The 23,250-nt window shown below is 72.3% G+C and carries 20 protein-coding genes; 11 read left to right on the top strand and 9 right to left on the bottom strand.

Annotated elements, in window-relative coordinates; translation table 11 throughout:
• Nucleotides 1-90 precede the first annotated feature (90 nt).
• On the top strand, nucleotides 91-1,695 hold the full coding sequence (locus tag AVW09_RS17785; protein ID WP_197462660.1) for a sensor histidine kinase: 1,605 nt from the start codon (nucleotides 91-93) through the stop codon (nucleotides 1,693-1,695).
• Nucleotides 1,692-2,375 carry a response regulator gene (locus AVW09_RS14935; RefSeq protein ID WP_063258813.1) on the top strand — a complete coding sequence of 228 codons (684 nt, stop codon included), beginning with the start codon at nucleotides 1,692-1,694 and terminating at the stop codon, nucleotides 2,373-2,375. The genes AVW09_RS17785 and AVW09_RS14935 overlap by 4 nt, the downstream gene beginning before the upstream one ends.
• A gap of 153 nt (nucleotides 2,376-2,528) precedes the next feature.
• On the opposite strand, the gene ald is transcribed toward AVW09_RS14935, so the two are convergent.
• Nucleotides 2,529-3,614, bottom strand: coding sequence for an alanine dehydrogenase (ald, locus tag AVW09_RS14930; protein WP_063258812.1), 1,086 nt, complete (start codon nucleotides 3,612-3,614; stop codon nucleotides 2,529-2,531).
• Between the two features lie 152 nt (nucleotides 3,615-3,766).
• On the opposite strand from ald, the gene AVW09_RS14925 reads away from it, so the two are divergent.
• The 3 genes from AVW09_RS14925 (at nucleotide 3,767) to AVW09_RS14915 (ending at nucleotide 5,804) form a co-directional block, all read left to right on the top strand.
• The gene (locus AVW09_RS14925; RefSeq protein WP_063258811.1) at nucleotides 3,767-4,240 is read left to right on the top strand and encodes an Lrp/AsnC family transcriptional regulator; all 474 of its coding nucleotides are present in this window, start codon (nucleotides 3,767-3,769) and stop codon (nucleotides 4,238-4,240) included.
• Nucleotides 4,241-4,303: 63 nt separating this feature from the next.
• Complete coding sequence (locus AVW09_RS14920; RefSeq protein WP_063258810.1) at nucleotides 4,304-5,203, top strand: hypothetical protein; 900 nt, start codon at nucleotides 4,304-4,306, stop codon at nucleotides 5,201-5,203.
• Between the two features lie 58 nt (nucleotides 5,204-5,261).
• Complete coding sequence (locus AVW09_RS14915) at nucleotides 5,262-5,804, top strand: hypothetical protein (RefSeq protein ID WP_063258809.1); 543 nt, start codon at nucleotides 5,262-5,264, stop codon at nucleotides 5,802-5,804.
• 33 nt (nucleotides 5,805-5,837) lie between these two features.
• Here AVW09_RS14915 and AVW09_RS14910 read toward each other — a convergent pair whose 3' ends face one another.
• On the bottom strand, nucleotides 5,838-6,692 hold the full coding sequence (locus AVW09_RS14910; RefSeq protein WP_063258808.1) for an NAD(P)H-binding protein: 855 nt from the start codon (nucleotides 6,690-6,692) through the stop codon (nucleotides 5,838-5,840).
• Between the two features lie 85 nt (nucleotides 6,693-6,777).
• On the opposite strand from AVW09_RS14910, the gene AVW09_RS14905 reads away from it, so the two are divergent.
• Nucleotides 6,778-7,500: a TetR/AcrR family transcriptional regulator gene (locus AVW09_RS14905; RefSeq protein ID WP_063258807.1), complete on the top strand. Its 723-nt coding sequence runs from the start codon at nucleotides 6,778-6,780 to the stop codon at nucleotides 7,498-7,500.
• Between the two features lie 10 nt (nucleotides 7,501-7,510).
• Here AVW09_RS14905 and mmuM read toward each other — a convergent pair whose 3' ends face one another.
• The 4 genes from mmuM to AVW09_RS14885 form a co-directional block, all read right to left on the bottom strand.
• Entirely contained in the window at nucleotides 7,511-8,362 is an 852-nt protein-coding gene (gene mmuM, locus AVW09_RS14900; protein WP_063258806.1) for a homocysteine S-methyltransferase, read from the bottom strand.
• Nucleotides 8,359-8,868: a MarR family winged helix-turn-helix transcriptional regulator gene (locus AVW09_RS14895; protein ID WP_063258805.1), complete on the bottom strand. Its 510-nt coding sequence runs from the start codon at nucleotides 8,866-8,868 to the stop codon at nucleotides 8,359-8,361. Before AVW09_RS14895 ends, mmuM begins: the two co-directional genes overlap by 4 nt.
• 76 nt (nucleotides 8,869-8,944) lie before the next feature.
• Complete coding sequence (locus AVW09_RS14890) at nucleotides 8,945-10,057, bottom strand: glycerate kinase (RefSeq protein ID WP_063258804.1); 1,113 nt, start codon at nucleotides 10,055-10,057, stop codon at nucleotides 8,945-8,947.
• Between the two features lie 277 nt (nucleotides 10,058-10,334).
• Entirely contained in the window at nucleotides 10,335-11,336 is a 1,002-nt protein-coding gene (locus AVW09_RS14885; protein ID WP_063258803.1) for a LacI family DNA-binding transcriptional regulator, read from the bottom strand.
• A gap of 171 nt (nucleotides 11,337-11,507) precedes the next feature.
• On the opposite strand from AVW09_RS14885, the gene AVW09_RS14880 reads away from it, so the two are divergent.
• The 5 genes from AVW09_RS14880 to AVW09_RS14860 all read left to right on the top strand — a co-directional run bounded on the left by AVW09_RS14880 (nucleotide 11,508) and on the right by AVW09_RS14860 (nucleotide 18,745).
• Nucleotides 11,508-12,794: an extracellular solute-binding protein gene (locus tag AVW09_RS14880; protein ID WP_063258802.1), complete on the top strand. Its 1,287-nt coding sequence runs from the start codon at nucleotides 11,508-11,510 to the stop codon at nucleotides 12,792-12,794.
• Between the two features lie 10 nt (nucleotides 12,795-12,804).
• Nucleotides 12,805-13,827 (top strand): carbohydrate ABC transporter permease, encoded by a 1,023-nt coding sequence (locus AVW09_RS14875; protein ID WP_063258801.1) that lies wholly within the window; start codon nucleotides 12,805-12,807, stop codon nucleotides 13,825-13,827.
• Nucleotides 13,824-14,705 (top strand): carbohydrate ABC transporter permease, encoded by an 882-nt coding sequence (locus AVW09_RS14870; RefSeq protein WP_063258800.1) that lies wholly within the window; start codon nucleotides 13,824-13,826, stop codon nucleotides 14,703-14,705. Before AVW09_RS14875 ends, AVW09_RS14870 begins: the two co-directional genes overlap by 4 nt.
• Before the next feature lie 5 nt (nucleotides 14,706-14,710).
• Nucleotides 14,711-17,035 (top strand): beta-glucosidase, encoded by a 2,325-nt coding sequence (locus AVW09_RS14865; RefSeq protein ID WP_063258799.1) that lies wholly within the window; start codon nucleotides 14,711-14,713, stop codon nucleotides 17,033-17,035.
• 237 nt (nucleotides 17,036-17,272) lie between these two features.
• Complete coding sequence (locus AVW09_RS14860) at nucleotides 17,273-18,745, top strand: deoxyguanosinetriphosphate triphosphohydrolase family protein (RefSeq protein WP_063258798.1); 1,473 nt, start codon at nucleotides 17,273-17,275, stop codon at nucleotides 18,743-18,745.
• Between the two features lie 540 nt (nucleotides 18,746-19,285).
• Here the strand turns inward: AVW09_RS14860 and araA are convergent.
• From araA to AVW09_RS14845, 3 genes are read right to left on the bottom strand one after another with little or no spacing between them, the layout of a single operon-like run.
• Entirely contained in the window at nucleotides 19,286-20,797 is a 1,512-nt protein-coding gene (gene araA / locus AVW09_RS14855) for an L-arabinose isomerase (RefSeq protein ID WP_063258797.1), read from the bottom strand.
• Nucleotides 20,798-20,817: 20 nt separating this feature from the next.
• Nucleotides 20,818-22,389 carry a xylulokinase gene (locus AVW09_RS14850; protein WP_063258796.1) on the bottom strand — a complete coding sequence of 524 codons (1,572 nt, stop codon included), beginning with the start codon at nucleotides 22,387-22,389 and terminating at the stop codon, nucleotides 20,818-20,820.
• Nucleotides 22,386-23,102 (bottom strand): L-ribulose-5-phosphate 4-epimerase, encoded by a 717-nt coding sequence (locus AVW09_RS14845; protein ID WP_063258795.1) that lies wholly within the window; start codon nucleotides 23,100-23,102, stop codon nucleotides 22,386-22,388. Before AVW09_RS14845 ends, AVW09_RS14850 begins: the two co-directional genes overlap by 4 nt.
• Nucleotides 23,103-23,250: the final 148 nt, after the last annotated feature.

The following is a 23,250-nucleotide window of genomic DNA, read 5'->3' as shown; positions in this document are numbered from 1 at the left end:
GCCGCCGGAGATGTGACGACTTTGCGGGAGCGCGGCGCACGGGGCGATTTGTGGTCGTATTGTTCACGGCAGGCCGAAGGAGGAAGCGACGTGCGATTGAGCGTGGGCGGACGACTGGCGATCGTGTCGCTCGGCGTCGTTCTGCTGGTCGCGGGGGTACTCGCGGCGCTCCTGTCGGTGCAGTTGTCCGATTCCGGGCAGCGCCAGGCGGAGCAGGTCACCCGCTCGGTGGCGGACACGCTCGCGCACGAACCGGACGTCGCGGCGCTCGTCCGGGCGCGCGATTCCGACACGCTGCAGCCGATGGTGGAGGCGATCCTCGCCGAGGGCGATCTGTCGTTCGTCACGATCATGACGCCCGACGGCATCCGACTCACCCACCCCAATCGCTCCGAGATCGGCCAGCCGTACCTCGGCTCGCGCGAGGAGGCTTTGGCGGGACGGACGTACACCGAGGTGTACGACGGCACGCTCGGACCGTCCGTGCGCACGATCACGCCGATCCGCGACGGCGGCACCGACGCCGGCGAGATCGCGGGGCTCGTCTCGGTCGGTGTGACCCTCGGCGCCGTGCAGGCGGACCTCGCCGCCCGCGTCCCGATGATCGTCGCCGCCGCGGCCGGCATCGTGGGCATCGGCATCCTCGGTGCCCTGTACGTCCGGCGCAGTGCGCGCCGCGTCACCGGGTCGTACACGCCGCGCGAACTCGCCCGGCTCGTGGAGAGCTACGAGACCGTGCTGCACTCGCTGCGCGAGGGGCTCGTCGTCACGGACGGCCGCGGGCGGATCGTGCTCTACAACGACGAAGCCGCCGACCTCCTCGGCCTCCCTCCGGCGACCGAGGGCCAGGTCGACCTCGACCCGCGGGAGACCGACATGGATGCCGCTCTCGCCGAAGCGATCGCGACCGGACGCCGCATGGTGGAGGAGACCGTGGCCACCGGCGATCGGGTGCTGCTGGTCAACCAGGAGGAGGCGCGTGACCTGAACGGGCGCCGCGCCCCCGAGCGCGGGCGCGTCATGACCCTCCGCGACCGCTCCGAGCTGCAGGCCTTGCTCGGGGAGCTCGAGGGGGTCCGCACCCTCAGCGAAACGCTGCGCTCGCAGACGCATGAGCACGGCAACCGGCTGCACGCGCTGCTCGCCCTGCTCGAACTCGGGCGCATCGACGACGCGCGGCGGCTCATCGCGGCATCCACCGAGGGCCGCCAGGATCTCGCCGACCGCATCGTGTCCGGCAACGACGGCGCGGTGGTCGTCGCGCTCCTGCTCGGCAAGCTCGACGAGGCCGCCGAGCGCGGCGTGGCCCTCGACCTCGACGTCGCCGAACCGACGCCCGCGCTCCCGCTGGCCGCCGCCGAGGCGGTCACGGTGGTCGGCAACCTCGTGGACAACGCGATGGATGCCGCGGCCACCGGCGACGAGCCGCGCTGGGTCCGCGTCTCCCTCACGCGGAAGGGACCCGACGTGGCCATCGAGGTGAGTGACAGCGGCGCGGGGTTCGACCCCGACCTCGCCGACCCGTTCGCGTTCGGCGCGTCGACCAAGCCCGCGGCGGCTCCCGGCGGCCGGGGCGTGGGCCTCGCACTGGTGCGGGACATCGTCGCGGCGCACGGCGGGACGCTCTCGGTCAGCGGCGCACCGACGACGGTGCGCGTGATGCTGCCCGCGCCCGTCGAGGCGGTGCCCGCGTGATCCGGGTGCTCGTCGTCGACGACGACGCCCTCGCGCTCGAGCTGCACGCCGCGTACGTCGGACGCGTCCCGGGGTTCGAGGTCGTCGGGCAGGCGGCGGGGGCGCGCGCGGCGCTCACGGCGATCGCCGATCCGGCCCGCCCCATCGACCTCGTGCTGCTGGACATGACCATGCCCGACGGCGGCGGCCTCGACGTCGCCCGACGCGTGCGCGCGATGGGCGCGGGCGTCGACATCATCGCCGTGACGGCGGTCCGGGATGCCGCGACCGTGCGCGCCGCGGTGTCGACCGGGGTCGTGCAGTACCTCATCAAGCCGTTCACGTTCGCCGCGTTCCGCGAGCGCCTCGAGGCGTACCGCGCGTACGTCGAGGGGCTGGACCGGGCCGCCGGGGATGCCACGCAGTCCGAGGTCGACGCGCTGCTCGGGACCCTGCGCACCGTCGCGGCCCCCGCGCTGCCGAAGGGCCTGAGCGATGAGACGCTGCAAGCGGTCGCGGAACGCGTGCGCACGGCATCCACCGCGGTGTCCTCCACCGAGGTCGGCGAGCGCGAGGGCATGTCGCGCGTCACCGCGCGCCGGTACCTCGAGCACCTCGCCGACGTCGGTCGCGTGCGCCGCGAGCCGCGGTACGGCGGCCCCGGCCGCCCCGAGATCACGTACGCCTGGGTCCGCGGCTGACGCCCGGCCCGCGCCGCGCCGCGGCGCCCTCCCCCGTTCGGTGTCCAGAACACGCGGACGTGACGCGCCGGCATCCGCGTGTCTTGGACACTGAACTCCGGTACGCCGGGGCCCGCCGCGCCGCGTGAACGGGCGGAGCGGCGCGCGGCCGCGTCAGAGGTCGAAAGCGGCCCGCACGCCCTCGTTCACCACGACGCCGGCGCGCACGTTCAGGCCCTTCGCGAGGGCCGGATCGGCGGATGCCGCGGCCTCCCAGCCCGCGTCGGCGATGCGGGTGATGTACGGGAGCGTGGCGTTGGACAGCGCGCGCGTGGAGGTGTGCGGCACGGCGCCGGGCATGTTCGCGACGCAGTAGAACAGCGAGTCGTGGACGCGGAACGTCGGTGCGTCGTGGGTGGTCGGGCGCGAGCCCTCGAAGCAGCCGCCCTGGTCGATCGCGATGTCGACGAGCACTGAGCCGGGCTTCATCGCGGCGACCATGTCGTCCGTGACGAGCTTGGGTGCCGCGGCACCCGGGATCAGGACCGAGCCGATGACGAGATCGGCGTCGGCGAGCTGCTCGGCGATTTCGAGGCGGGTCGACGCGCGCGTCTGGATGGCCCCGCCGAAGCGTTCCTCGAGCTGACGGAGCTTGGGCAGCGAGATGTCGATCACGGTGACGTTCGCGCCGAGGCCGAGGGCGTTCGCCGCGGCGTGCTCGCCCGCGACACCGCCGCCGATCACGACGACCTTCGCCTTGGGCGTCCCGGGAACGCCGCCGGGCAGGAGGCCGCGACCGCCCGAGGCCCGCAGCAGGTGGTGCGCGCCCTCGATGATCGACAGGCGCCCGGCGACCTCGCTCATGGGGGCGAGGAGCGGCAGCGCACGGTCGGTGGTCTGCACGGTCTCGTACGCGACGGCGGTGGTCCCCGCGGCCATGAGCGCGTCGGTCAGCGGCCGGTCGGCCGCGAGGTGCAGGTACGTGAAGAGCGTGAGGTCGGGACGCAGGTGCCCGTACTCGGACGCGATCGGCTCCTTGACCTTGACGAGCAGCTCGGCGCGCGCCCATGTCTCGTCGGCGGTCGCCACGATCTCGGCGCCGGCCGAGCGGTACTGCTCGTCCGAGAAGCCGCTGCCCTCGCCGGCGCCGGCTTGCACCAGCACCTCGTGGCCGCGGTGGACCAGAGCGTCGACGCCCGCGGGCGTCATCGCGACACGGTTCTCGTTGTTCTTGATCTCGGTGGGCACGGCGACGCGCATCGGTCTCTCCTCGGAATGCTGGTGGCAGGAAGAATCGCAGGAATCCATGTTTCCGTGGCGTAAACCCGCAGATCCTTCGGAATGGATGCCAAATTCCCCGGTATCGTCGGCTGAGAGACGCCGCACCCGATCGCGAAACCGAAGGATCTACGATGTCCGACGACGACCTTCACCCACTCGACGCCCGGATCATCGAACTGCTCTCGGCGGACGCACGGATGACGAACGCCGCCCTCGCCGACGCGCTCGGGGTGGCGGCATCCACCGCTCACACCCGCGTCCGGGGCCTCGTCGACCGCGGACTCATCACGGGATTCCACGCCGCCGTCGACCAGAGCAGGCTCGGCCGCGGACTCCAGGCGATCGTCGGCGTGACGCTCCGCCCGGGGCAGCGACACGAGAGCATCCGCGCGTTCGCGCAGGAGATCCGGCGCCACCCGGACGTGATCCAGCTGTTCTTCCTCGGCGGTTCCGACGACTTCCTCGTACACATCGCGGTCGACGATTCTTCGGCCGTGCGTCGGTTCGTCGTCGATCAGCTCTCCGCGCGGAACAGCGTGGCATCCACCCGCACGAGCATCATCTTCGAGTACCACCGCAACGCGCTCGCTGCGGATTTCGACTGATAGAGCCCCAGGCTGAAACGATACACTCAGCCGGAAAGCGAACCGCGAACCCCGGAGATCCCGTTGCTGCTGACGATCGGGCTGCTGGCGATGTGCCTCGGCGTGGCCGTCGGCATCGTCAGTGTCGCGTTGCCCCGCGTGTCCATGCCCGTCCCCCTCACCCCCTTCCTCCGCTACGCCACCATCGCGGGCGTCCTGGCCGTGGGCTCGATCGTCATGTACGCGGTCCACGCCTCCGATGGCGGACGCGGCTCGCTCGTCGTCGCGGACGGCGCGATGACGCTCTCGCCGGCCCTCATGGCGGTCGGGGTCCGCGGGTTCTCTCCCCGCGCGCGGCGCGTCGCCGCGGGCCTCGCGGTCACGGTCGCGGCCGCGGTCGGCGCTTGCACCGCGCTGTCCGACCCGGACGCGGCGCTCGTCATCAAATCCGCGATTCTGACGTTCGTGTGCGCTGGCTGCGCGATCGCCGCACTCGTCACGACCACCGTGGCTCCGATTCCGGCGCGGTTGATCGCCGGCGCCATGGGTGGGTACGCGCTCTACTCGGGAGCACGGGCGCTCGGCGGGCACACCTCTGCGCTCTTCTCCCCCGAACTCGCCACGGCGGTGGCAACCCTCGCGGTCCTCGTGTGCGGTGCGGCCGTCATCGTCACGATCCACCCCGCGCGGCGCGTCGCCGCGGACGGCCCGAACGCGCTCTCCGTCGTCGTCATGGATGACGCTCGGCTGCTGGCCCAGGCCTACGGCAACGAGCGTCTGCGCTCCCTCGTCGACGAACTGCGCGCCGCCGCGCGGGCCCTCGACGACCACGCCTTCGACGTCCGCCACGGCGTCGCGACGGCCCTCCCCTCGGCCCTCGCGACGCTCGAGCATCAGATGCAGCACTCCTTCGCGTGGAACCCGGAGGAGATCGCCCTCCTCACCGAACCCGCGGCCGCGCGCGCACGCACCGACGACGACTGACGGCGCCCCGCCGCACACACGCGACCCCGGGGACGGCGAGGGGGACTCGGACGCGTCGGTGACCGTCCCGCGGCGGTCGGCTGCCACGATCGTCGTGTCGCTGACCACCTACGCCGCGTACTCCCTGGCCCGGACGGTCGTCGCCCTCAGCCCCGCGGCGACGTCCGATGTCGCTCAAACGGTGTTCTCGCCCGCCGCCAGCGCCGGAGTCGCCACGGCGTGCGTTCTCCTGATCGGCGTCGCCGTCGTCCTGGTGCGTCGCTCCCCGCACCCCGCCCTGACCGGCGGCGGCACATCCTGGACACGGCTTGTGGTCGGCGACTGGCGCGCGGCGATCCGGGCCCACGGCACGCCCACCGCACTCGCGCTCGTCTCCGAGCTCCGCAGCGCCGCGCGCGACCTCGACCCCGCGTCCGTCGACGTGCACCGGGGCGTGGACGTGCCGTGCCCCTCGGCGCTTCCCACCGTGAGCAGGGTGCTGCGCGAGACGTACGGATGGGGACCCGAGCACTTCGCGCTGCTGCGGACGCCGGAGCCCCTCGCGCGACCGGTGCGGTCGCCGAGCCCGGCCGCACGGCCCTCCGACGCCGCGAAGGCGTAGGGGCAGCGGCGACCAGACGAGCGCGACGCTTCGCTACCGGCCCTCGACCGCGAGCACGTCGCGTGCCGCCATCGGCGCCCTTCCGAGCAGCTCGCCGAGAAGAGGATCGGTGCCGGAGAAGAATCCCCGCTCGGCCGCAGCGAAGATCGACAGGGAGAAGCGGGCCTGCGGCTCCGGCTGACCCGCCTCGACCGCGCGCCGCACCCACTCCTCGGCATCGAGGGTCTCGTACGCGATCGACCTCCCAGCGAGGTCGGATGCGCGCTCCGCGAGATCGACGAACCGCGGGGCCTCGGGGGCCGTGAGGGTCACGGGTCCGTCCGGAACGGCCGCGCCCAGCAGAAGCAGCGCCGCAGCCTCGGCGACGTCGTCGCGCGACGTCCACGAGACCGGTCCGTCCGCCGGCACCGAGATGACGCCGCTCGAACGCCACGGCCCGAGGAGCCAGTCGAGGCTGTGCGCATAGAAGCCGTTGCGGAGCGACGTCCAGCCCGCTCCGGAATCCGCCAGGATCGCCTCGGTCGCGGCGTGGACACGGGCCGGGGGAAACGGCGAATCCTCGTGCGCGCCCTGGTGGCTGGTGTAGAACACGTGACCGACGCCCGCGGCCACCGCGGCCTCGATCGCGTTCCGATGGAGCGCAACGGTGTCGGCACCGCGATCATTGGACGAGACCAGCAGCACACGATCCGTCCCCGCGAACGCTTCGCGGAGACGCGCGGGATCGTCGTAGCTTCCCCGGCGCACCGCGACCCCGGCGCGAGCGAATCGATCGGCGCGCGAGGGGTCCCGCGCTACGATCGTGAGCTCCGAGGCGGGCACGAGGCGAAGCAGATGCTCGACGGTGCGCCCATTGAGCGCGCCGGTTGCTCCGGTGATGGTGATCATGGCGGACCTCCTGTTGATATCGTTGGAAACAGCTAGAAGTTATCACCGATACACGACGTTAGCAATGGACTGTTATCGTTGATTCATGGCATCCTCCGGGTCGCGCGACGATGTGCGCGAGCGCATCATCGCCGCCGCCGCCGACCTGCTGCAGGACGGGGGCACCGCAGCGGTCACGACGAGGGCCGTCGCCGAACGCGCGAGTACGCAGGCCCCCACGATCTACCGGCTCTTCGGCGACAAGGACGGGCTCCTCGACGCCGTCGCCGAACACGCGATGGCGCACTTCAGCGCCGCGAAGGCGTCCGCACTGTCCCCTCTCGCCGACGCCGTGGACCCGATCGAGGAACTCCGCGCGAGCTGGCACCAGGTCGTGGGCTTCGGGCTCGCCCACCCCGACATCTTCCTCATCATCAGCAACCCTCGACGCGGGCACGACTCCCCCGCCCTCGTCGCGGGGACGAGGGTGCTCGAGGAGCGCCTCCGCCGCGTCGCGGCGGCGGGGCGACTCAGGATTCCCGAGGCGGACGCCGTCACCCTGGTCCACGCCGCCGGCACCGGAGCCGTGCTCGCCCTCCTCGAACAGGATCCCGCGGTTCGCCGCGACGACCTCGCCGAACCCCTCCTGGATGCCGTGCTCGCGCGCATCCTCACGGACGCGACGCCCCGCGAGGGCGGCACCGATGCGCCGACCCGCGTCGCAGCCGTCACCCTCCGGGCAGCCGTGAGCGACCTCGCTCCCCTCTCCCCTGCCGAGCGGGCGCTCCTGGCCGAGTGGCTCGATCGGGTGATCGACGCTCCCCAGTGACGATCCGACGTCAGGGCCGATGCGGCCGGACGGCCGCGACGATCCCGGCGATGTCGGCCGGGGTCGAACGGCAGCATCCGCCGACGAGCCGTGCGCCCGCGGCTACCCCCGCCGCGTCCTCGGCGAGCGGAGCTGCGCCCCCGTGCCACGTCCGGGTCGTGGCATCCCATCGCTCCCCGGTGTTGGGGTAGGCGACGAGCGGGACGGCGGGCGCTTCGGCGAGCGCGGGCCCGACGCTGCCGGGAGCGCAGCAGTTCACGCCGACCGCGACGACACCCGGGACGGATGCCGCGGTCCTCAGCGCCGCGGCCCGCGACCCCGGCGCGGCGAAACCCGTGCTGTCCGCTGAGAGGCTCACGAACGCGGGGACGCCCAGGTCGGCGAGCTCGAGCGCGAGCGCCTCGACCTCGAGCGGCGACGGGACGGTCTCGACCGCGAGCAGGTCGGCCCCCGCGTCCGCGAGCACGCCGAGACGCCGCCGGTGCTGCGCGCGCAGCGCAGCGACGTCGAGTCCGTACGCGCCGGTGTATTCGCTGCCGTCGGCGCGCAGTGCGCCGATCGGCCCCACGGATGCCGCGACCAGGCCGTCCCCCGCCTCCCGGGCGAGCGACACCGAACGACGGAGGAGCATCTCGACCTCGGCATCCGGGATCGGACCGCCGAAGCCCACCTGGTACGAGGCCGTGATCAGGACGTCCGCACCGGCCGCGGCGAACTCCGCGTGGGCGGCGCGCACCTCGTCGGGGTCGTCGCGCAGCACGCGCGCCGACCACAGCGGGGACGCCACGTCGTTGCCGCGGCTCTCGAGCAGCGTGCCGAGGCCGCCGTCCAGGACCAGCGGCCCGGCGGTGAGATCGATCACGCCTCGTGGGTCTCGCCGGCGGCGAGGACCCGCAGCACCCGGGCGAGCATGGCCTGATCCGCGCGGCTGACGTCGCGCAGCGCATCGGCTTCGAGGCGCACGAGCTCGGTCATGGCGGCATCCACGCGCTCGATGCCCTCGGGCGTGATGGCGACGAGGATCGCGCGGCCGTCCGACGGGTTCGGGCGGCGATTGACGAGCCCGCGGTCGGCGAGCTTGTCGAGACGGTTGGTCATCGCCGCGCTGCCGATCATCGTCGCCGCGATGAGACGCGTCGCGCTGAGCTCGGTCCCGGCCCGGCGGAGGACGGCGAGGACGTCGAACTCCCACACGGCGATGTCGGCACTGGCGAACGCGCGGGCGCGCAGCTTCGACAGGTGGAACGCCGCGCGGCGCAGCCGCGACATGACGTCGAGGGGGGTCAGGTCGACCTCGGGCAGCAACTGCGACCAGGCGTCGATGAGGAGATCGACCTCGTCGTCCTTGTTGCTGGAGAGTGTGGACACACCACGACGGTACCGGAGCCGCGATGCCCCTCGGCCCCCGACGGCGCTTCTGCCGCGAAAATCCGGCTCGCGCGCCTCAGCCGAGGCGCTCGGCGAGCGCCTCTCCCGCGGCGGTGAGCCATCGGGCGGGCTCGGCCAGAGCGGCCTCGGTCGACCCGGCGAGCTGCACGAGCGCCACCGCCGCGCCGAACCCGGAGGTGTCGGCATCCGGAGCGATCCGACCGGCGACGAGTCCGACCCGGCGTTCCTCCGCGCGGGCGAGGGCCGCGACGCGCGCGGGAGCCTTGCCGGTCGCGGAGCTCGCGTCGAACGACCCCTCCCCCGTGATGACCACTTCGGCCGCGGCCACGGCGTCGGCGAGACCGAGGAGGTCGGCGATGCGCTCGGCTCCGGGAACCAGCTCCGCGCCCCAGGCCCCCAGGGCCGCACCGGTGCCGCCAGCCGCCCCGGTGCCGGGGAAGGCGGCGTCGGTGGCGAGCAGGTCCGCCGCGCGAGCGAGGGCGGCATCCGCCGCGGGGATGTCCTCGGCGCCGAGCCCCTTCTGCGGCCCGAACACCGCGGCCGCGCCGGTCGGGCCCGTGAGAGGGCTGCGCACGTCGGTCAGCACGAGCGCCCCGCCCGCCGGCAGCGCGCGGAGCCCGTCGCGTTCGATGCGCGCGGCGGTCTGCACGCCGCGCAATCCGGGCGGAACGTCGTGGCCCTCGGCATCCACGATCCGCGCGCCGAGGGCGGTGAGCAGGCCGAAACCGGCGTCGGTCGAGGCGCTCGACCCGATCGCGAGCACGAGCCGGGAAACGCCGTGATCGAGGGCGGCGGCGATCGCCTGCCCGAACCCGCGCGTGTCGGCGTCGAAGGGGCGCAGATCGCCGGCGAGCAGCTCGATCCCCGACGTGGACGCCAGCTCGACGACCCCGGTCCCGTGCGGCGCGTCCGCCGTCGCCGGGAGGAGGACCCAGGATGCCACGACTCCACGCCCGTGCGGACCGGTGACGGTCACCGGCATCCGTCGCGCTCCCGGCACGGCGACGAGGAAGGCGTCGAGGGTGCCCTCACCGCCGTCGGCCACGGGGAGCTCGACGATCGCGTCGCCGGGGCGGACGGCACGCCACCCCGCGGCGAGCGCAGTGGCGGCGGCCGCCGCGGAGATCGATCCCTTGAACCCGTCCGGGGCGAGCAGCACGCGCGTCACGCGCCGACCCTACCGCGCCGGTGTGCGCCGGCCCTCGTCACCTCCGTCATCCGAGCGTTCGGTGTCCAAGACACGCGGACCGCGCCGCGCGGCATCCGCGTGTCCTGGACACTCAACTCAGAGCGAGACGGGCATCGGGCCAGGGCAGGGCTCCGTTCCTCTTCGATGTCCAAGACACGCGGACCGCGCCGCGCGGCATCCGCGTGTCCTGGACACTCAACGCCCAGCCGGACGGGGACCGGGCCGCACCGGCGCGCGGCCGTGGTTCGACGCCGGCTCAGCGCTGCGGCGGGGGCGCCGTCGTGCCGCGGGCGACGAGACGAGTCGCGAGCTGCAGGTGCGTCTCGGGCAGCTCCTCGCCGGCGAGCAGCGCGAGGACGATGCGCACGGCCTCCGCGCCGAGGAGCTTCATGGGCTGGCGCACGGTCGTCAGCGGCGGCTGCGCCCGCGCCGCCTCGGGCACGTCGTCGAAGCCGACGACCGACAGGTCGTCGGGCACGCGCAGCCCGCGGGCGGCGGCCACCTCGACGATCGACAGCGCCGACAGGTCGTTGGCGGCGAACACCGCGGTGGGCGGGTCGGGCAGCGAGAGCATCGCCTGCGCGGCCTCGCGCGCGACGTCCTGCTCGTAGTGCCCCTGCCCCACGAGTGCAGGATCGAACGGGATGCCGGCGGCCGACAGCGCTTCGCGATACCCCGAGGCGCGGGCGACCGCGGACCGCAGATCGGGACGCCCCGCGATGAAGCCGATGCGGCGGTGGCCGAGCTGTACGAGGTGGTGGACGGCCTGCTGCGCGCCGGTGAAGCTGTCCGACTCCACGGTGGGGAGGTCGGCGCGGCCGGTGTGTGGGTCGATCGCGACGATGGGCACCTCGGCGGCGACGTTCACGACGGTCGGGGTCACGAGGATCGCGGCGTCGATGAGCGTGCCGCTCAGGCGACTCAGCGACCGCCGCTCCCACCCCTCGCCGTCACGGCGCGCGCCGGTGTAGGCGAGCAGGTCGTATCCGGTGTCGGACAGCGCTCCCCCGACGCCCTTGAGGATCTCGGCCGAGAAGGGCTCGATGTCGGCGACGAGCACGCCGATCACCCCGGTCCGCCGCGACCGCATGCTGCTGGCGACGAGGCTCGACTCGTAGCCGAGGGCGCGCACGGCATCCAGGACGCGGCCCACGGTCTCGGGCGCCACCCCGTAGCGGCCGTTGACGGCTTTCGACACCGTGGCGACCGACACACCGGCAGCCGCGGCGACGTCGCGGATGGTGGAACGCCGGGTCATGGCATCCGACCCTAGCGTGGAAATCATTTTCGAAAACGTTTGACGACGCTTCGCGCCCGGGTGACACTGCTCCCACCCGGGCCGCACACCCGGACGTGAACGACCGGCACCGATGCCGACACCGGAGCATCCCGCACGGGACGCACCTCGACGAAGAGAAACGGGAATCACATGAACACGAGGAAACTCCTCGCCGCAGCCGCCCTCGCGGTCGCCGGCACCCTGGCCCTCGGTGGCTGCGCCGGCGGCGGAGGCGGACAGAACGCCGACGGGAGCGTCACGCTGACGCTGTGGCACAACTCCACCACCGGCGACGGCAAGAAGTACTGGGAGGACACCGCGGCGGCCTTCGAGAAGGCCAACCCCAACGTGAAGATCGAGATCCAGGCCGTGCAGAACGAGGAGATGGACGGCAAGCTCCAGACCGCCCTGAACTCCGGCGACGCCCCCGACCTGTTCATGGCGCGCGGCGGCGGCAAGCTCGCCGACATCGTCAAGGCGGGTCAGGTCATGGACCTGACCGACAAGATCTCCTCGGATGCCAAGACCGCCCTCGGTTCGTCGCTGTCGGCGTTCGAGATCGACGGGAAGAACTACGGGATGCCGGTCGCGGTGCTGCCGTCCGGCATCTTCACGTCGCAGGACGTCCTCACCGCCGCGGGCGTCACCACGGCCCCGAAGACGATCGACGAGCTCGAGGCCGCCAACGCCAAGATCAAGGCCACCGGGGTCGCCCCGATCGCCGTCGGCGCGAAGGACGCCTGGCCTGCCGCGCACTGGTACTACAACTTCGCGCTGCGCGCGTGCTCCAAGGACGTGCTCGACGCGGCGGCCGCGAGCCGCAGCTTCGACGACCCCTGCTGGCTCAAGGCCGGAGAGGACCTCGAGTCGTTCCTCAAGACGCAGCCGTTCAACGACGGCTTCCTCACCACCGCCGCGCAGCAGGGCGCCGGTTCGTCCGCCGGTCTCCTCGCCAACAAGCAGGCGGGCATGGAGCTCATGGGCGCGTGGGACCCGGGCGTGATCGCCTCGCTCACGCCCGACCAGAAGCCGCTCCCCGACCTCGGCTGGTTCCCCTTCCCGGAGGTCCCCGGCGGTGACGGCGAGCCCGGCGCCATGATGGGCGGCGTCGACGGGTACTCGTGCTGGGTCAACGCACCCGCGCAGTGCACCGACTTCCTGAACTTCCTGGTGAACAAGGAGAACCAGGAGGCCTACGCCACGGCCTTCCAGACGCTCCCCGCGTCCTCGGAGGCGACGGATGCCGTGACCACCCCCGCACTGCAGTCGGTCCTCGAGGCCTACTCGAAGGCGCCGTACGTCTCGGTGTGGCTCGACACGCTCTACGGCCAGAACGTCGGCAACGCGCTGAACGTCGCCGTGGTCGACATGTTCGCCGGCAAGGGCACCCCGCAGAGCATCGTCGACGCCGTCAACGCGGCCGCCGCGCGCTCCTGAGGGAACCGACATGACCACCGTGCGTCATCCCGTCGCCACCGCGTCGGACGACGTCGTCGGTCGCCGCTCGGCCGAGGAGAGAGCTCCCCGCTCCTCCTCGGCCGGGCGGTCGCCCGTTCGGCGGCGCCGCGAGAACTGGAAGATCCGCGGGGAACTGGCGATCCTCCTGGGCCCCGCCCTGGTGGTGTTCGTCTCGTTCGTCATCCTGCCGGTGGCCCTGGCGGCCTTCTACGGCTTCTACAGCTGGTCGGGCTTCGGCACGCCGACGGAGTTCGTCGGCATCCGGAACTACGTCACGATCCTCACCGACCCGGCCTTCCACGAGGCCCTCGGCCACAACGCCTTCATCGTCGTCGGCTCCCTCGTGCTGCAGGGACCGCTGGCCCTGGGCCTCGCGCTGCTGCTGAACCGCAAGATGCGGTTCCAGTCGCTCATCCGCGTGCTGATCTTCGTGCCGTACGTCATCTCCGAGGTCGTCGTCGGCCTCGGCTGGGGCCTCATGCTGCAGTCGGGTGGCGCGCTCAACGGCGCCCTCGACAAGATCGGGCTGGGGGCCCTCCGCGCCGACTGGATCTCCGACCCGGCGCTCGCGATCTGGACCCTGCTCATCATCATCACGTGGAAGTACATCGGCTTCGCCGTCATCCTCTTCCTCGCCGGACTCCAGGGCATCCCGGAGGAGCTGTCGGAGGCCGCCGCCATCGACGGCGCGTCGTACTGGCAGATCCAGCGTCACATCGTGCTGCCGCTCATGGGACCGACGATCCGCATCTGGGCGTTCCTGTCGATCATCGGGTCGCTCCAGCTCTTCGACCTCGTGTGGATCATCTGGGGCCAGTACGTCGCGTCCACCGCCGGCACCTCGACGATGGCGACGTACATGGTGGCCAACGGGCGCAACGCCGGCAGCTACGGGTACGGCAGCGCCGTCGCCGTGGTCATGTTCCTCATCTCGCTCGCCGTCGCGCTGCTCTACCAGCGCTTCGTGCTCCGCCGCGACACCGCCGGCGCCCTCACGGGAGGCACCAAATGACCGCCACCGCCACCCTCGTCGCCCCCCGCGCCGCGAAAGCGCCGCGCCGCCCGGCCGGTCGCAGCCGCTTCTCGGGCGCTGTCGTCGGGTTCATCGCGCTCGTCCTCATCGCGCTGATGCTCGGGCCGGTGATCTACATCATCCTGGGCGGTTTCCGCTCGAACTCCGAGATCACGGTCGACCCGGCCGGGTTCCCGACGCGCTGGAACTGGGAGAACTACACCGAGGTCCTCACGAGCGGCACCTTCTGGGGGCAGGTCGTCAACTCGACGATCGCGGCGATCGCGACGACCCTCTTCGTCGTCGCTCTCGGACTCATGGCCGCCTACGGGCTCTCGCGCTACAGCTTCCGCGGACGCGGAGCGCTCTACGCGCTGTTCACCGCGGGCCTGATGTTCCCCATGACCGTGGCGATCACCCCGCTGTACATCCTCGTGCGCAACCTCGGGCTGACGAACTCCCTCGTCGGCGTGATCCTTCCGCAGATCGCCTTCGCCCTGCCGATCACGGTGATCATCCTGTCGCCGTTCCTCTCCGCGATCCCCCGCGAGCTGCAGGAGGCCGCGTCGATCGACGGGCTCGGACGCCTCGGGTTCTTCTGGCGCATGGTGCTGCCGCTCGCGGTCCCCGCGGTCGTGACCGTCGGCATCCTCGCCTTCGTCAACAGCTGGAACTCGTACATGCTCCCGCTGTTCATCCTCAACAACGAAGCGACGTACACCCTGCCCCTCGGGACGCAGGCGTTCGCGTCGCAGTACTCCGTCGACACCGCACGCGTGCTCGCGTTCACCTCGCTGTCGATGATCCCCGCTCTGGTGTTCTTCAGCCTGTTCGAGCGACGGATCGTCGGCGGCCTCACCGGCGCCGTGAAGGGCTGACCCGCATGACCATCCACAGAACCGACGTCGGCGCCGCGCTCACCCCCGGGGTCTCGGCCCGCGTGCAGGCGCTCGTCGCGGAGATGACCCTCGACGAGAAGCTCGCGCAGCTCGTGGGGTACTGGGTCGACCAGGGTGACGAGGTCGTCGCACCCCTGTCCGGCGAGAAGGTCACCTCGACCGGATACGCGGATGCCACGGTCCACGGCCTCGGCCACCTCACGCGCGTCTACGGCACCCGGCCGGTCGACCCGGTCGAGCGCGCCGCATGGCTGTGGGGCGAGCAGCGGCGGCTCCAGACCGAGACGCGGCTGGGCATCCCGGCGCTCGTGCACGAGGAGTGCCTCACCGGTTTCGCGGCGTGGAAGGCGGCGACCTTCCCGACCCCGCTCGCGTGGGGCGCCTCGTTCGACCCGGAGACCGTCGAGCTCGTGGCATCCGCCATCGGACGCTCGATGCGCGAGGTCGGCGTGCACCAGGGCCTCGCGCCCGTACTCGATGTCGTGCGCGACCCGCGGTGGGGACGGGTGGACGAGTGCATCGCCGAGGACCCGTACGTCGTCGGCACGATCGGCACCGCGTACGTCCGGGGGCTGCAGTCCGCCGGGGTGCACGCGACGCTGAAGCACTTCGTCGGGTATTCGGGTTCGCAGGCCGGCCGCAACCACGCCCCGGTGCACGCCGGTCCCCGCGAGCTGCAGGACGTGTTCCTCCCGCCGTTCGAGATGGCGGTCCGCGACGGCGGCGTGCGCTCGGTGATGAACTCGTACGCCGAGATCGACGGGGTCCCCGTGGCCGCGTCGGGCGACCTGCTCACCGATCTGCTGCGCCGGCGGTGGGGCTTCGACGGCACGGTCGTGTCGGACTACTTCGCCGTGGACTTCCTCCGCTCGATGCACGGCCTCGCCGCGACACCGGGCGAAGCCGCGCAGATCGCACTCGAGGCCGGGATCGACGTCGAGCTCCCCGGCGCCGACGCGTATCCGCACCTGGCCGAGCGGGTGGCATCCGGGGATCTCTCCGAGGCCCTGATCGACCGAGCCGTCGCGCGGCTGCTCGCGGAGAAGGAGGACCTGGGACTCCTGGATGCCGACTTCTCGACGCCCCCGTCGAGTGTCGACCTCGACGACGCCGAGCATCGCGCGCTGGCCTACCGGCTCGCGGTCGAGAGCGCGGTGCTGTTGCGCAACGACGGGGTGCTGCCGCTCGCGGCCGCGCCCGGACGCATCGCGGTGATCGGCCCGAACGGCGACAGCGCCGAGGCCCTGATGGGCTGCTACTCGTTCGCGAACCACGTGCTCGCGCACCACCCCGGCACGCCGATGGGCTTCGCCATCCCGACCGTGCGCGAAGCGCTCGCGGCGCGGTTCGGCGACGTCGTGCAGGCCGAGGGGGTCACGGTCGAGGGGACGGATGCCGACGGCATCCCTGCCGCGGTCGAACTCGCGCGGTCCGCGGACGTGGCCGTGGTGGTCGTAGGCGACCGCGCGGGGCTCTTCGGCCGCGGCACGGTCGGCGAGGGCAACGACGCGGATTCGCTCGAGCTGCCCGGCCTGCAGCGCCGGCTCGTCGAGGAGATCATCGCCACGGGCACCCCCGTCGTGATGGTGCTGCTTACCGGACGCCCGTACGCCCTGGGCTGGGCGCTGGACGCGGCTGCCGGTCCGGCCGCCGTGATGCAGGCGTTCTTCCCGGGCGAGGAGGGCGGGACCGCGCTCGCCGCGCTCCTGGCCGGGGATGCCACGCCCTCGGGGCGCCTGCCCGTCTCGCTCCCCCGGTCGTCCGGCGCGCAGCCGTACTCCTACCTGCACCCGATCCTCGGCGGCCGGAGCGACGTCACGAGCACCGATCCGACGCCCGTGCGCCCGTTCGGGTTCGGGCTGTCGTACACGGCGTTCGTCCGCGAGGGGCTGGAGGTGGACGCCGGGGGCGCGGGATCCGGGACGATCGAGGTGCGCGCGGGCGACGCCTTCGCGGCGTCGGTGCGCGTGACCAACACGGGCGCCGTGCGCGGAGCCGACGTCGTGCAGCTGTACGCGCACCGCGGGGTCGCGAGCGTGACCCGGCCCGTCGCGCAGCTGGTCGCCTACGCCCGCGTGGAGCTGGAGCCCGGCGAGAGCGCGGAGGTGCGCTTCACGATCCCGGCATCCCGTCTGGCGTACAGCGACCGCACGCTCCGCCGCGTTGTCGAACCCGGCGAGGTCGAGCTGCGCGTCGGCCCGTCGTGCGCCGACACCGACGAGGCCGTCACGCTGCACCTGACAGGCCCCGCGTACGAGCTGCGCCCGGACGACGCGCGGATCGTCGGGGTCGAGGTGCGCCGGGGCTGACCCGGGGCTCTTCCCCCCGTTGAGTGTCCAAGACACGCGGACCACGCGCGTCGGCGTCCGCGTGTCTTGGACACCGAAGTCTGAGCAACCGCGGGGCGGCTCCGCGGGCAGCGGCTCCGCCCACGTTCAGTGTCCAAGACACGCGGACCGCGCCTCGAGGCATCCGCGTGTCTTGGACACTGAACCTGCGGAACGCGCCGCGCCGCGCGCACGGCCCGCGGCGGATAGCGTGGACGGATGACGCTCCCCACCGCCTCCCGCGTGTACGACGAACGCGAGACCGAAGGCGCCGACCCCTGGTCGATCGACCTGGAGCGGATCCAGTTCTCGCCGTACTTCTCGCGACTCTCGGCCGTGACGCAGGTGGTGTCGCCGTCGATCTCCGGCGCACCCGTGCACAACCGCCTCACGCACTCGCTGAAGGTCAGCGCGATCGCGCGGGTCGTCGCGCTGCAGCTGAACACCCGCGCCGGCCGCGACGTGTGCAACCCGACGGTCGTCGAGGCCGCCGCCTACGCCCACGACCTCGGCCACCCGCCGTTCGGACACCTCGGCGAGACGACGCTCGACCGCCTCGCCCGCACCGAGCTGGGCCTCCCCGACGGCTTCGAGGGCAACGCCCAGACGTATCGCATCCTCACCGCCCTCGACGTCGTCGAGAACGCGCCGCGCGGGCTGAACCTCACCGCCGCGGTGCGCGCCGCGTCGGCGAAATACCCCTGGTCGCCGTCGGTGTCCGCGGCCGAGATCGAGCGGATCGGCCCGCCCCGTGGCATCCGTCGCGCACCTGACGGCGCCTACCGGGTGCACAAGTACTCGGTGTACGACCTCGACGTCGACGACCTCGATCACGCGCGGGAGGGGATGGATGCCGAGCCCCTCCGCCAGACGATCGAGGGCGCCGTCATGGACCTCGCCGACGACATCGCGTACTCGGTGCACGACGTCGACGACTTCTACCGCGCCGGGATCCTCGACCACGCCCCCATCGCGGCGGAGTTCCGCGGGTGGCTCGACGACGTCCTCGAGTGGCGCTCACGCGACGATGCGGAGGTGCGCGCCGAGCTCGTGCCCGGCGCCGCGCTCGAACGCCTGCGCCGCAAGATGCGCCGCGACGACCCGTGGATCGCGGACGACGAGGCGTTCCTCGCCGCGGTCAGCGACGTGGATGCCGAACTCGTCACCGACCTGCTCGCTCGACCGTTCGACGGGTCGCTGACGGCCGAGCGACGTCTGGCGTCGTTCACCGACCGGTGGATCCGCCGGTTCCAGGAATCCGCGCAGCTCCGGCCGCTCGACACCCCGCGGTCGGGGCCGGTCGCGCTGTCGCCGTCGGCCTGGCACCACGTCGAGGTGCTGAAGTTCGTGCATAAGCGGTTCGTCCTCAGCCGCCCCGACCTCGCGATTCAGCAGCGCGGCATGAGTCGCATCCTCGCGCGTTCGGTGCGGGCGCTCGGCGAGTGGCTCGACGACGACCTCGACCGCGCGCGCACCCCGCGCCGCCTCCGCGAGCTCATCGCGCTCGCCCGCGAGCAGTACGCCGCCCTCCCCGCCGACCGTCGACCCACGGATGCCGAAGCCGAGACGCTCGCGCGCTCCCGCGGAATCGTCGACTACGTGGCATCCCTCACCGACGCCCAGGCGTTCACGCTGTCGGAGGCGATCTCCGGCCGCGCGGACCGCCTGTGGTCGCTGGGCCAGCGGCTGTAGCGCGCCGGCCCGGCATCCATGTCCCACTTCGTGCGATGGAGCACGCTCCGAACCGCACATCCTGGGACACGCGCACCCGGCCGCCCGCCGCGGCGCCGCCGCTAGGGCATCCATGTCCCACTTTGTGCGACGCCGCGCCACCAAAACCGCACAAAGTGGGACACGCGCACCCGGCCGCCCGCCGCAGCACTCACGCCACGGCATCCATGTCCCACTTACGGCTGCGTGCGACAGCCTCAGGCCGCACAAAGTGGGACACGCCTCGTCACCAGTGGGACGAGGCGACGGATGCCACAGCAGCCGTGTCCCACTTCGTGCGACGCCGCGCCCCCAAAACCGCACAAAGTGGGACACGCCCCGGCAGAAGCGGGACGAGGCGCACGAATGCCCCGGACCCGCAGGCGTCCCACCACCGACGCGGACCCGGGGCACGGTTCGTGCGCCGGGAGAACCGATGCACGGCACGCGCCCCGAGAGAGCGAGGCGCGCGAGTGCCGCACCGCCCCGGGGCCGGCGAAGGGCAGCCCGGGGCGGCGGGGATCAGATGCCCTGGGCCAGGCGGTAGTACGCCTGGTTCCAGCGCAGCTCGCTCTGGAAGCCGCGGACCGTCGTGTCCTCGTCGATGACGACGAGCTCGGTCTTGGCGATCTCGGCGAAGTCGCGGAACACCTCGATGCCCACCGCCGTCGTCATGACGGTGTGGTGGGCGGCACCGGCGGCGAGCCAGCACGCGGCCGAGGTCGCGAAGTCCGGCGCCGGCTTCCACACGGCGCGGCCGACGGGAAGCTTCGGGAGGTCGGGCGCCTCGACGTTCTCCACGACGTTCGCGGTGAGGCGGAAACGGTCGCGCATGTCGCTCAGCGCCACGACGAGGGCGGAGCCGGGGTCGGCGGTGAAGACCAGACGCACCGGGTCTTCCTTGCCGCCGATGCCGAGCTCGTGGATCTCGAGCCGGGGCTTCTTCTTCGTGAGCGACGGCGAGACCTCGAGCATGTGGGCGCCGAGGATCCGCTCGTTCCCGGGGACGAGGTCGTACGTGTAGTCCTCCATGAGCGAGGCGCCACCGGGGAGCCCCGCACCCATGACGTTCGCGACGCGCACGAGGATCGCCGTCTTCCAGTCGCCCTCGGCGCCGAAGCCGTAGCCCTCGGCCATGAGGCGCTGCACCGCGAGACCGGGGAGCTGCTTCAGCGCACCGAGGTCTTCGAACGACGTCGTGAAGGCGCCGAAGCCGCCCTCCTCGAGGAACGAGCGCAGGCCCAGCTCGATCGCGGCGCCGTCGCGGAGCGACTGGTGGCGCGCGCCGCCGGGGAGCAGCTCGTCGACGACGTCGTAGCTGTCGATGTACTCCTGCACGAGCGCGTCGATGTCGGCATCCGCCGCCTGCTCGACGGCCTCGACGAGCTCGTTGACGCCCCACGTGTTGACCTGCACGCCGAAGCGCAGCTCGGCCTCGGTCTTATCGCCCTCGGTGACGGCGACGAAGCGCATGTTGTCGCCGAAGCGCGCGAGCTTGAGGGTGCGGGCGGCGGTCCAGCCGGCGGCGGCGCGCTCCCAGTCCTCGATCTGCTGGCGGACGGCGGGGTTCGACGCGTGACCGACGACCGTCTTGCGGGCGACGCCCAGGCGGGTCTGGATGTACCCGAACTCGCGGTCGCCGTGCGCGGCCTGGTTGAGGTTCATGAAGTCGAAGTCGATGTCGTTCCACGGCAGCTCGACGTTGGCCTGCGTGTGCAGGTGGAGCAGCGGCTTCCGCAGCGCGTCGAGGCCCGCGATCCACATCTTCGCGGGGCTGAAGGTGTGCATCCACGCGATGACGCCGATGACGTCGTCGCGGCCGTTGACCTCGAGGGCCATGCGGCGGATGCTGTCGGAGTCCTTCAGCACGGGCTTCCAGACGACCTTCACCGGCAGGCCGGCGAGGCCGTCGACGACGGCCTGCGACTGCTCGGCGACCTGCTTCAGGGTCTCCTCGCCGTAGAGGTTCTGGCTGCCGGTGACGAACCAGACCTCGTAGCCGTCGAGGTCGTTCTTGAGCTTCGTGCGGGTCATGACTGTTCCTTTTCGGGTGATCAGAGGGATGCCACGGCGGCGGCCTCGACGGCGAGGCCTGCGCGGTAACGGTCGAGGTAGGCCGAAAATCCGACGACGTCCGCGTGGACGGGGTCGGCGGTGACGAGCGCCGCGTCGGCGAACACGACCTCACCGAGGTAGGTGTCGAGGTCGCGGCCGGCGCCGTCGGCGACGTACGCCGCGAGCACGGCCATGCCCCACGCCCCGCCCTCGGACGCCGTCTCGGCGACGGCGACGGGCGCGTCGAGCGCCGCCGCGAGGAAGCGCTGCGCGACCCCCGCGGTGCGGAACATGCCGCCGTGCGCGTACATCTTGTCGAGGCCGACGCCCTCGCGGTGGAGGACGTCCATGCCGAGCGCGAGCGTTCCGAAGACGCCGTACAGCTGCGCGCGGATGAAGTTCGACAGCGTCAGGCGACTGTCGGGTGTGCGGACGACGAGCGGGCGGCCCTCGTCGAGTCCCGCGATCGGCTCCCCGGCGAGGTGGTTGTAGGCCAGCAGCCCGCCGGCGTCGGCCTCACCCTCCAGCGCCGCGGCGAAGAGCGCCGCGTACGTGGCATCCGGGGTCTGCTCCATGCCGGCCGCGGCCGAGAACGCGGTGAACATGTTCGCCCACGCCGCCAGCTCGCTCGCGCCGTTGTTGCAGTGCACCATGGCCACGGCGTCGCCGGAGGGGGTCGTCACGAGGTCGAGTTCGTGGTGCACCTCGCCGAGCGGACGCTCGAGCACGACCATCGCGAAGATGCTCGTGCCGGCGCTGACGTTGCCCGTCCGCGGCGCGACCGCACCCGTCGCGACCATTCCGGTTCCGGCGTCGCCCTCGGGCGGAGCGAACGGGATGCCGGGACGCAGGGCGCCCGTCGGGTCGAGCAGGGCCGCGCCGGCCTCGGTCAGTTCCCCGGCCGCGGCCCCCGCGACGAGCACCTCGGGCAGCAGGTCGGCGAGCGCCGGGACGCGTCCGGCGGCGAGGCCGTCGTAGCGCGCGACCAGTTCGGCGTCGTAGTCGCGGGTCGCGGAGTCGATGGGGAACATGCCCGACGCGTCGCCGACGCCGAGGACCTTCTCGCCGGTGAGCTTCCAATGGACGTACCCGGCCAGCGTGGTGAGGAAGCGGATCTCGGGCACGTGGGGCTCGGCATCCACGACCGCCTGGTGCAGGTGCGCGATCGACCAACGGAGCGGGATGTTCACGCCTAGGAGCTCGGTGAGCTCGGCGGCCGCGACGCCGGTGTTGGTGTTGCGCCACGTGCGGAAGGGGGCGAGCAGCTCCCCGTCGGCGTCGAACGCGAGGTAGCCGTGCATCATCGCCGACACGCCCATCGCGGCGTACCGCTCGGGGGTGACGCCGTGCTTCTGCTGCACGTCGGCGACGAGCGCGGCGTAGGCGGCCTGCAGGCCCGACCACACGGCATCCAGCGAGTAGGTCCAGAGCTTGTCGGCGTAGACGTTCTCCCACTCGTGGGAGCCCACCGCGAGCACCTCGGCGTTCGGGCCGATGAGGCACGCCTTGATGCGGGTGGAACCGAGTTCGATGCCGAGCGAGGCGCGGCCTTCGGTGATCAGGGCGTTCATCGGCGGTCGTCCGTGCTCTGTCCGTAGACGTTCTGGTAGCGGTTGTAGAGGGCGTCGATCTTGTCCTGCGGGATCGGGATGAGGGGGCCGGCCTCGCGCGCGATGTGCACCGTGCGGGCGACGTCCTCGAGCATGACGGCGGCCTTCACGGCGTCCTTCGCGCTCGCGCCGATCGTGAAGGGACCGTGGTTCTGCATGATCACGCCGCGCGAGCGGTGGCCGCGCAGGGTCTCGACGATGCCGCGGCCGATCGAGTCGTCGCCGATGATCGCGAACGGGCCGACGGGGATGGGGCCGCCGAACTCGTCGGCCATCGCCGTGATGACGCACGGGATCTCCTCGCCGCGGGCCGCCCACGCGACGCCGTACGTGGAGTGCGTGTGCACGACACCGCCGACCTCGGGCATGTGGCGGTACACGTACGCGTGCGCCGCGGTGTCGCTCGAGGGGCTGCGCTCGGAGCCGGGGGTGCCGGGGATCGCGTTGCCGTCGAGGTCGCACAGGATCATGTTCTCGGGAGCCAGGTCGTCGTACGAGACGCCGGAGGGCTTGATGACGAACAGGTCGGCCCCGGGGACGCGGCCCGAGACGTTGCCGCCGGTCCAGACGATGAGGTTGTAGCGCACGAGCTCGGCGTGCAGTTTCGCGACGTCGGCGCGGACGGCGTCGATCGCCTCCTGCACCTCGGGCGTGAACGTGACGGCATCGGACACGCGGGGTCTCCTTCGACTCTGTCGGTGGCGGGTTCCCGAGTCATGTTACCGGTAACATCCCGCGTTCGCGAGGGGCGAATGCCACTGCCTCGGGGCCGTGCGCGGGCCGAACTCCTGAGTTTTCGGGAGGGTGGGCCGACCCGTGCCC

The organism is Microbacterium sp. T32, from assembly GCF_001619615.1.
Taxonomy (GTDB): Bacteria; Actinomycetota; Actinomycetes; order Actinomycetales; family Microbacteriaceae; genus Microbacterium.
The sequence above is the reverse complement of the archived record's forward strand: the minus strand, read 5'-3'. Positions and strand labels throughout refer to the sequence as shown.

Excerpts from the sequence above, each read along its gene's own strand:
- ald (WP_063258812.1), bottom strand. The coding sequence starts at position 3,614 with ATGCGCGTCGCCGTGCCCACCGAGATCAAGAACAACGAGAACCGTGTC.
- AVW09_RS14925 (WP_063258811.1), top strand. The coding sequence starts at position 3,767 with ATGTCCGACGACGACCTTCACCCACTCGACGCCCGGATCATCGAACTG.
- AVW09_RS14910 (WP_063258808.1), bottom strand. The coding sequence starts at position 6,692 with ATGATCACCATCACCGGAGCAACCGGCGCGCTCAATGGGCGCACCGTC.
- AVW09_RS14905 (WP_063258807.1), top strand. The coding sequence starts at position 6,778 with ATGGCATCCTCCGGGTCGCGCGACGATGTGCGCGAGCGCATCATCGCC.
- AVW09_RS14885 (WP_063258803.1), bottom strand. The coding sequence starts at position 11,336 with ATGACCCGGCGTTCCACCATCCGCGACGTCGCCGCGGCTGCCGGTGTG.
- AVW09_RS14880 (WP_063258802.1), top strand. The coding sequence starts at position 11,508 with ATGAACACGAGGAAACTCCTCGCCGCAGCCGCCCTCGCGGTCGCCGGC.
- AVW09_RS14875 (WP_063258801.1), top strand. The coding sequence starts at position 12,805 with ATGACCACCGTGCGTCATCCCGTCGCCACCGCGTCGGACGACGTCGTC.
- AVW09_RS14870 (WP_063258800.1), top strand. The coding sequence starts at position 13,824 with ATGACCGCCACCGCCACCCTCGTCGCCCCCCGCGCCGCGAAAGCGCCG.
- AVW09_RS14865 (WP_063258799.1), top strand. The coding sequence starts at position 14,711 with ATGACCATCCACAGAACCGACGTCGGCGCCGCGCTCACCCCCGGGGTC.
- AVW09_RS14860 (WP_063258798.1), top strand. The coding sequence starts at position 17,273 with ATGACGCTCCCCACCGCCTCCCGCGTGTACGACGAACGCGAGACCGAA.
- araA (WP_063258797.1), bottom strand. The coding sequence starts at position 20,797 with ATGACCCGCACGAAGCTCAAGAACGACCTCGACGGCTACGAGGTCTGG.
- AVW09_RS14850 (WP_063258796.1), bottom strand. The coding sequence starts at position 22,389 with ATGAACGCCCTGATCACCGAAGGCCGCGCCTCGCTCGGCATCGAACTC.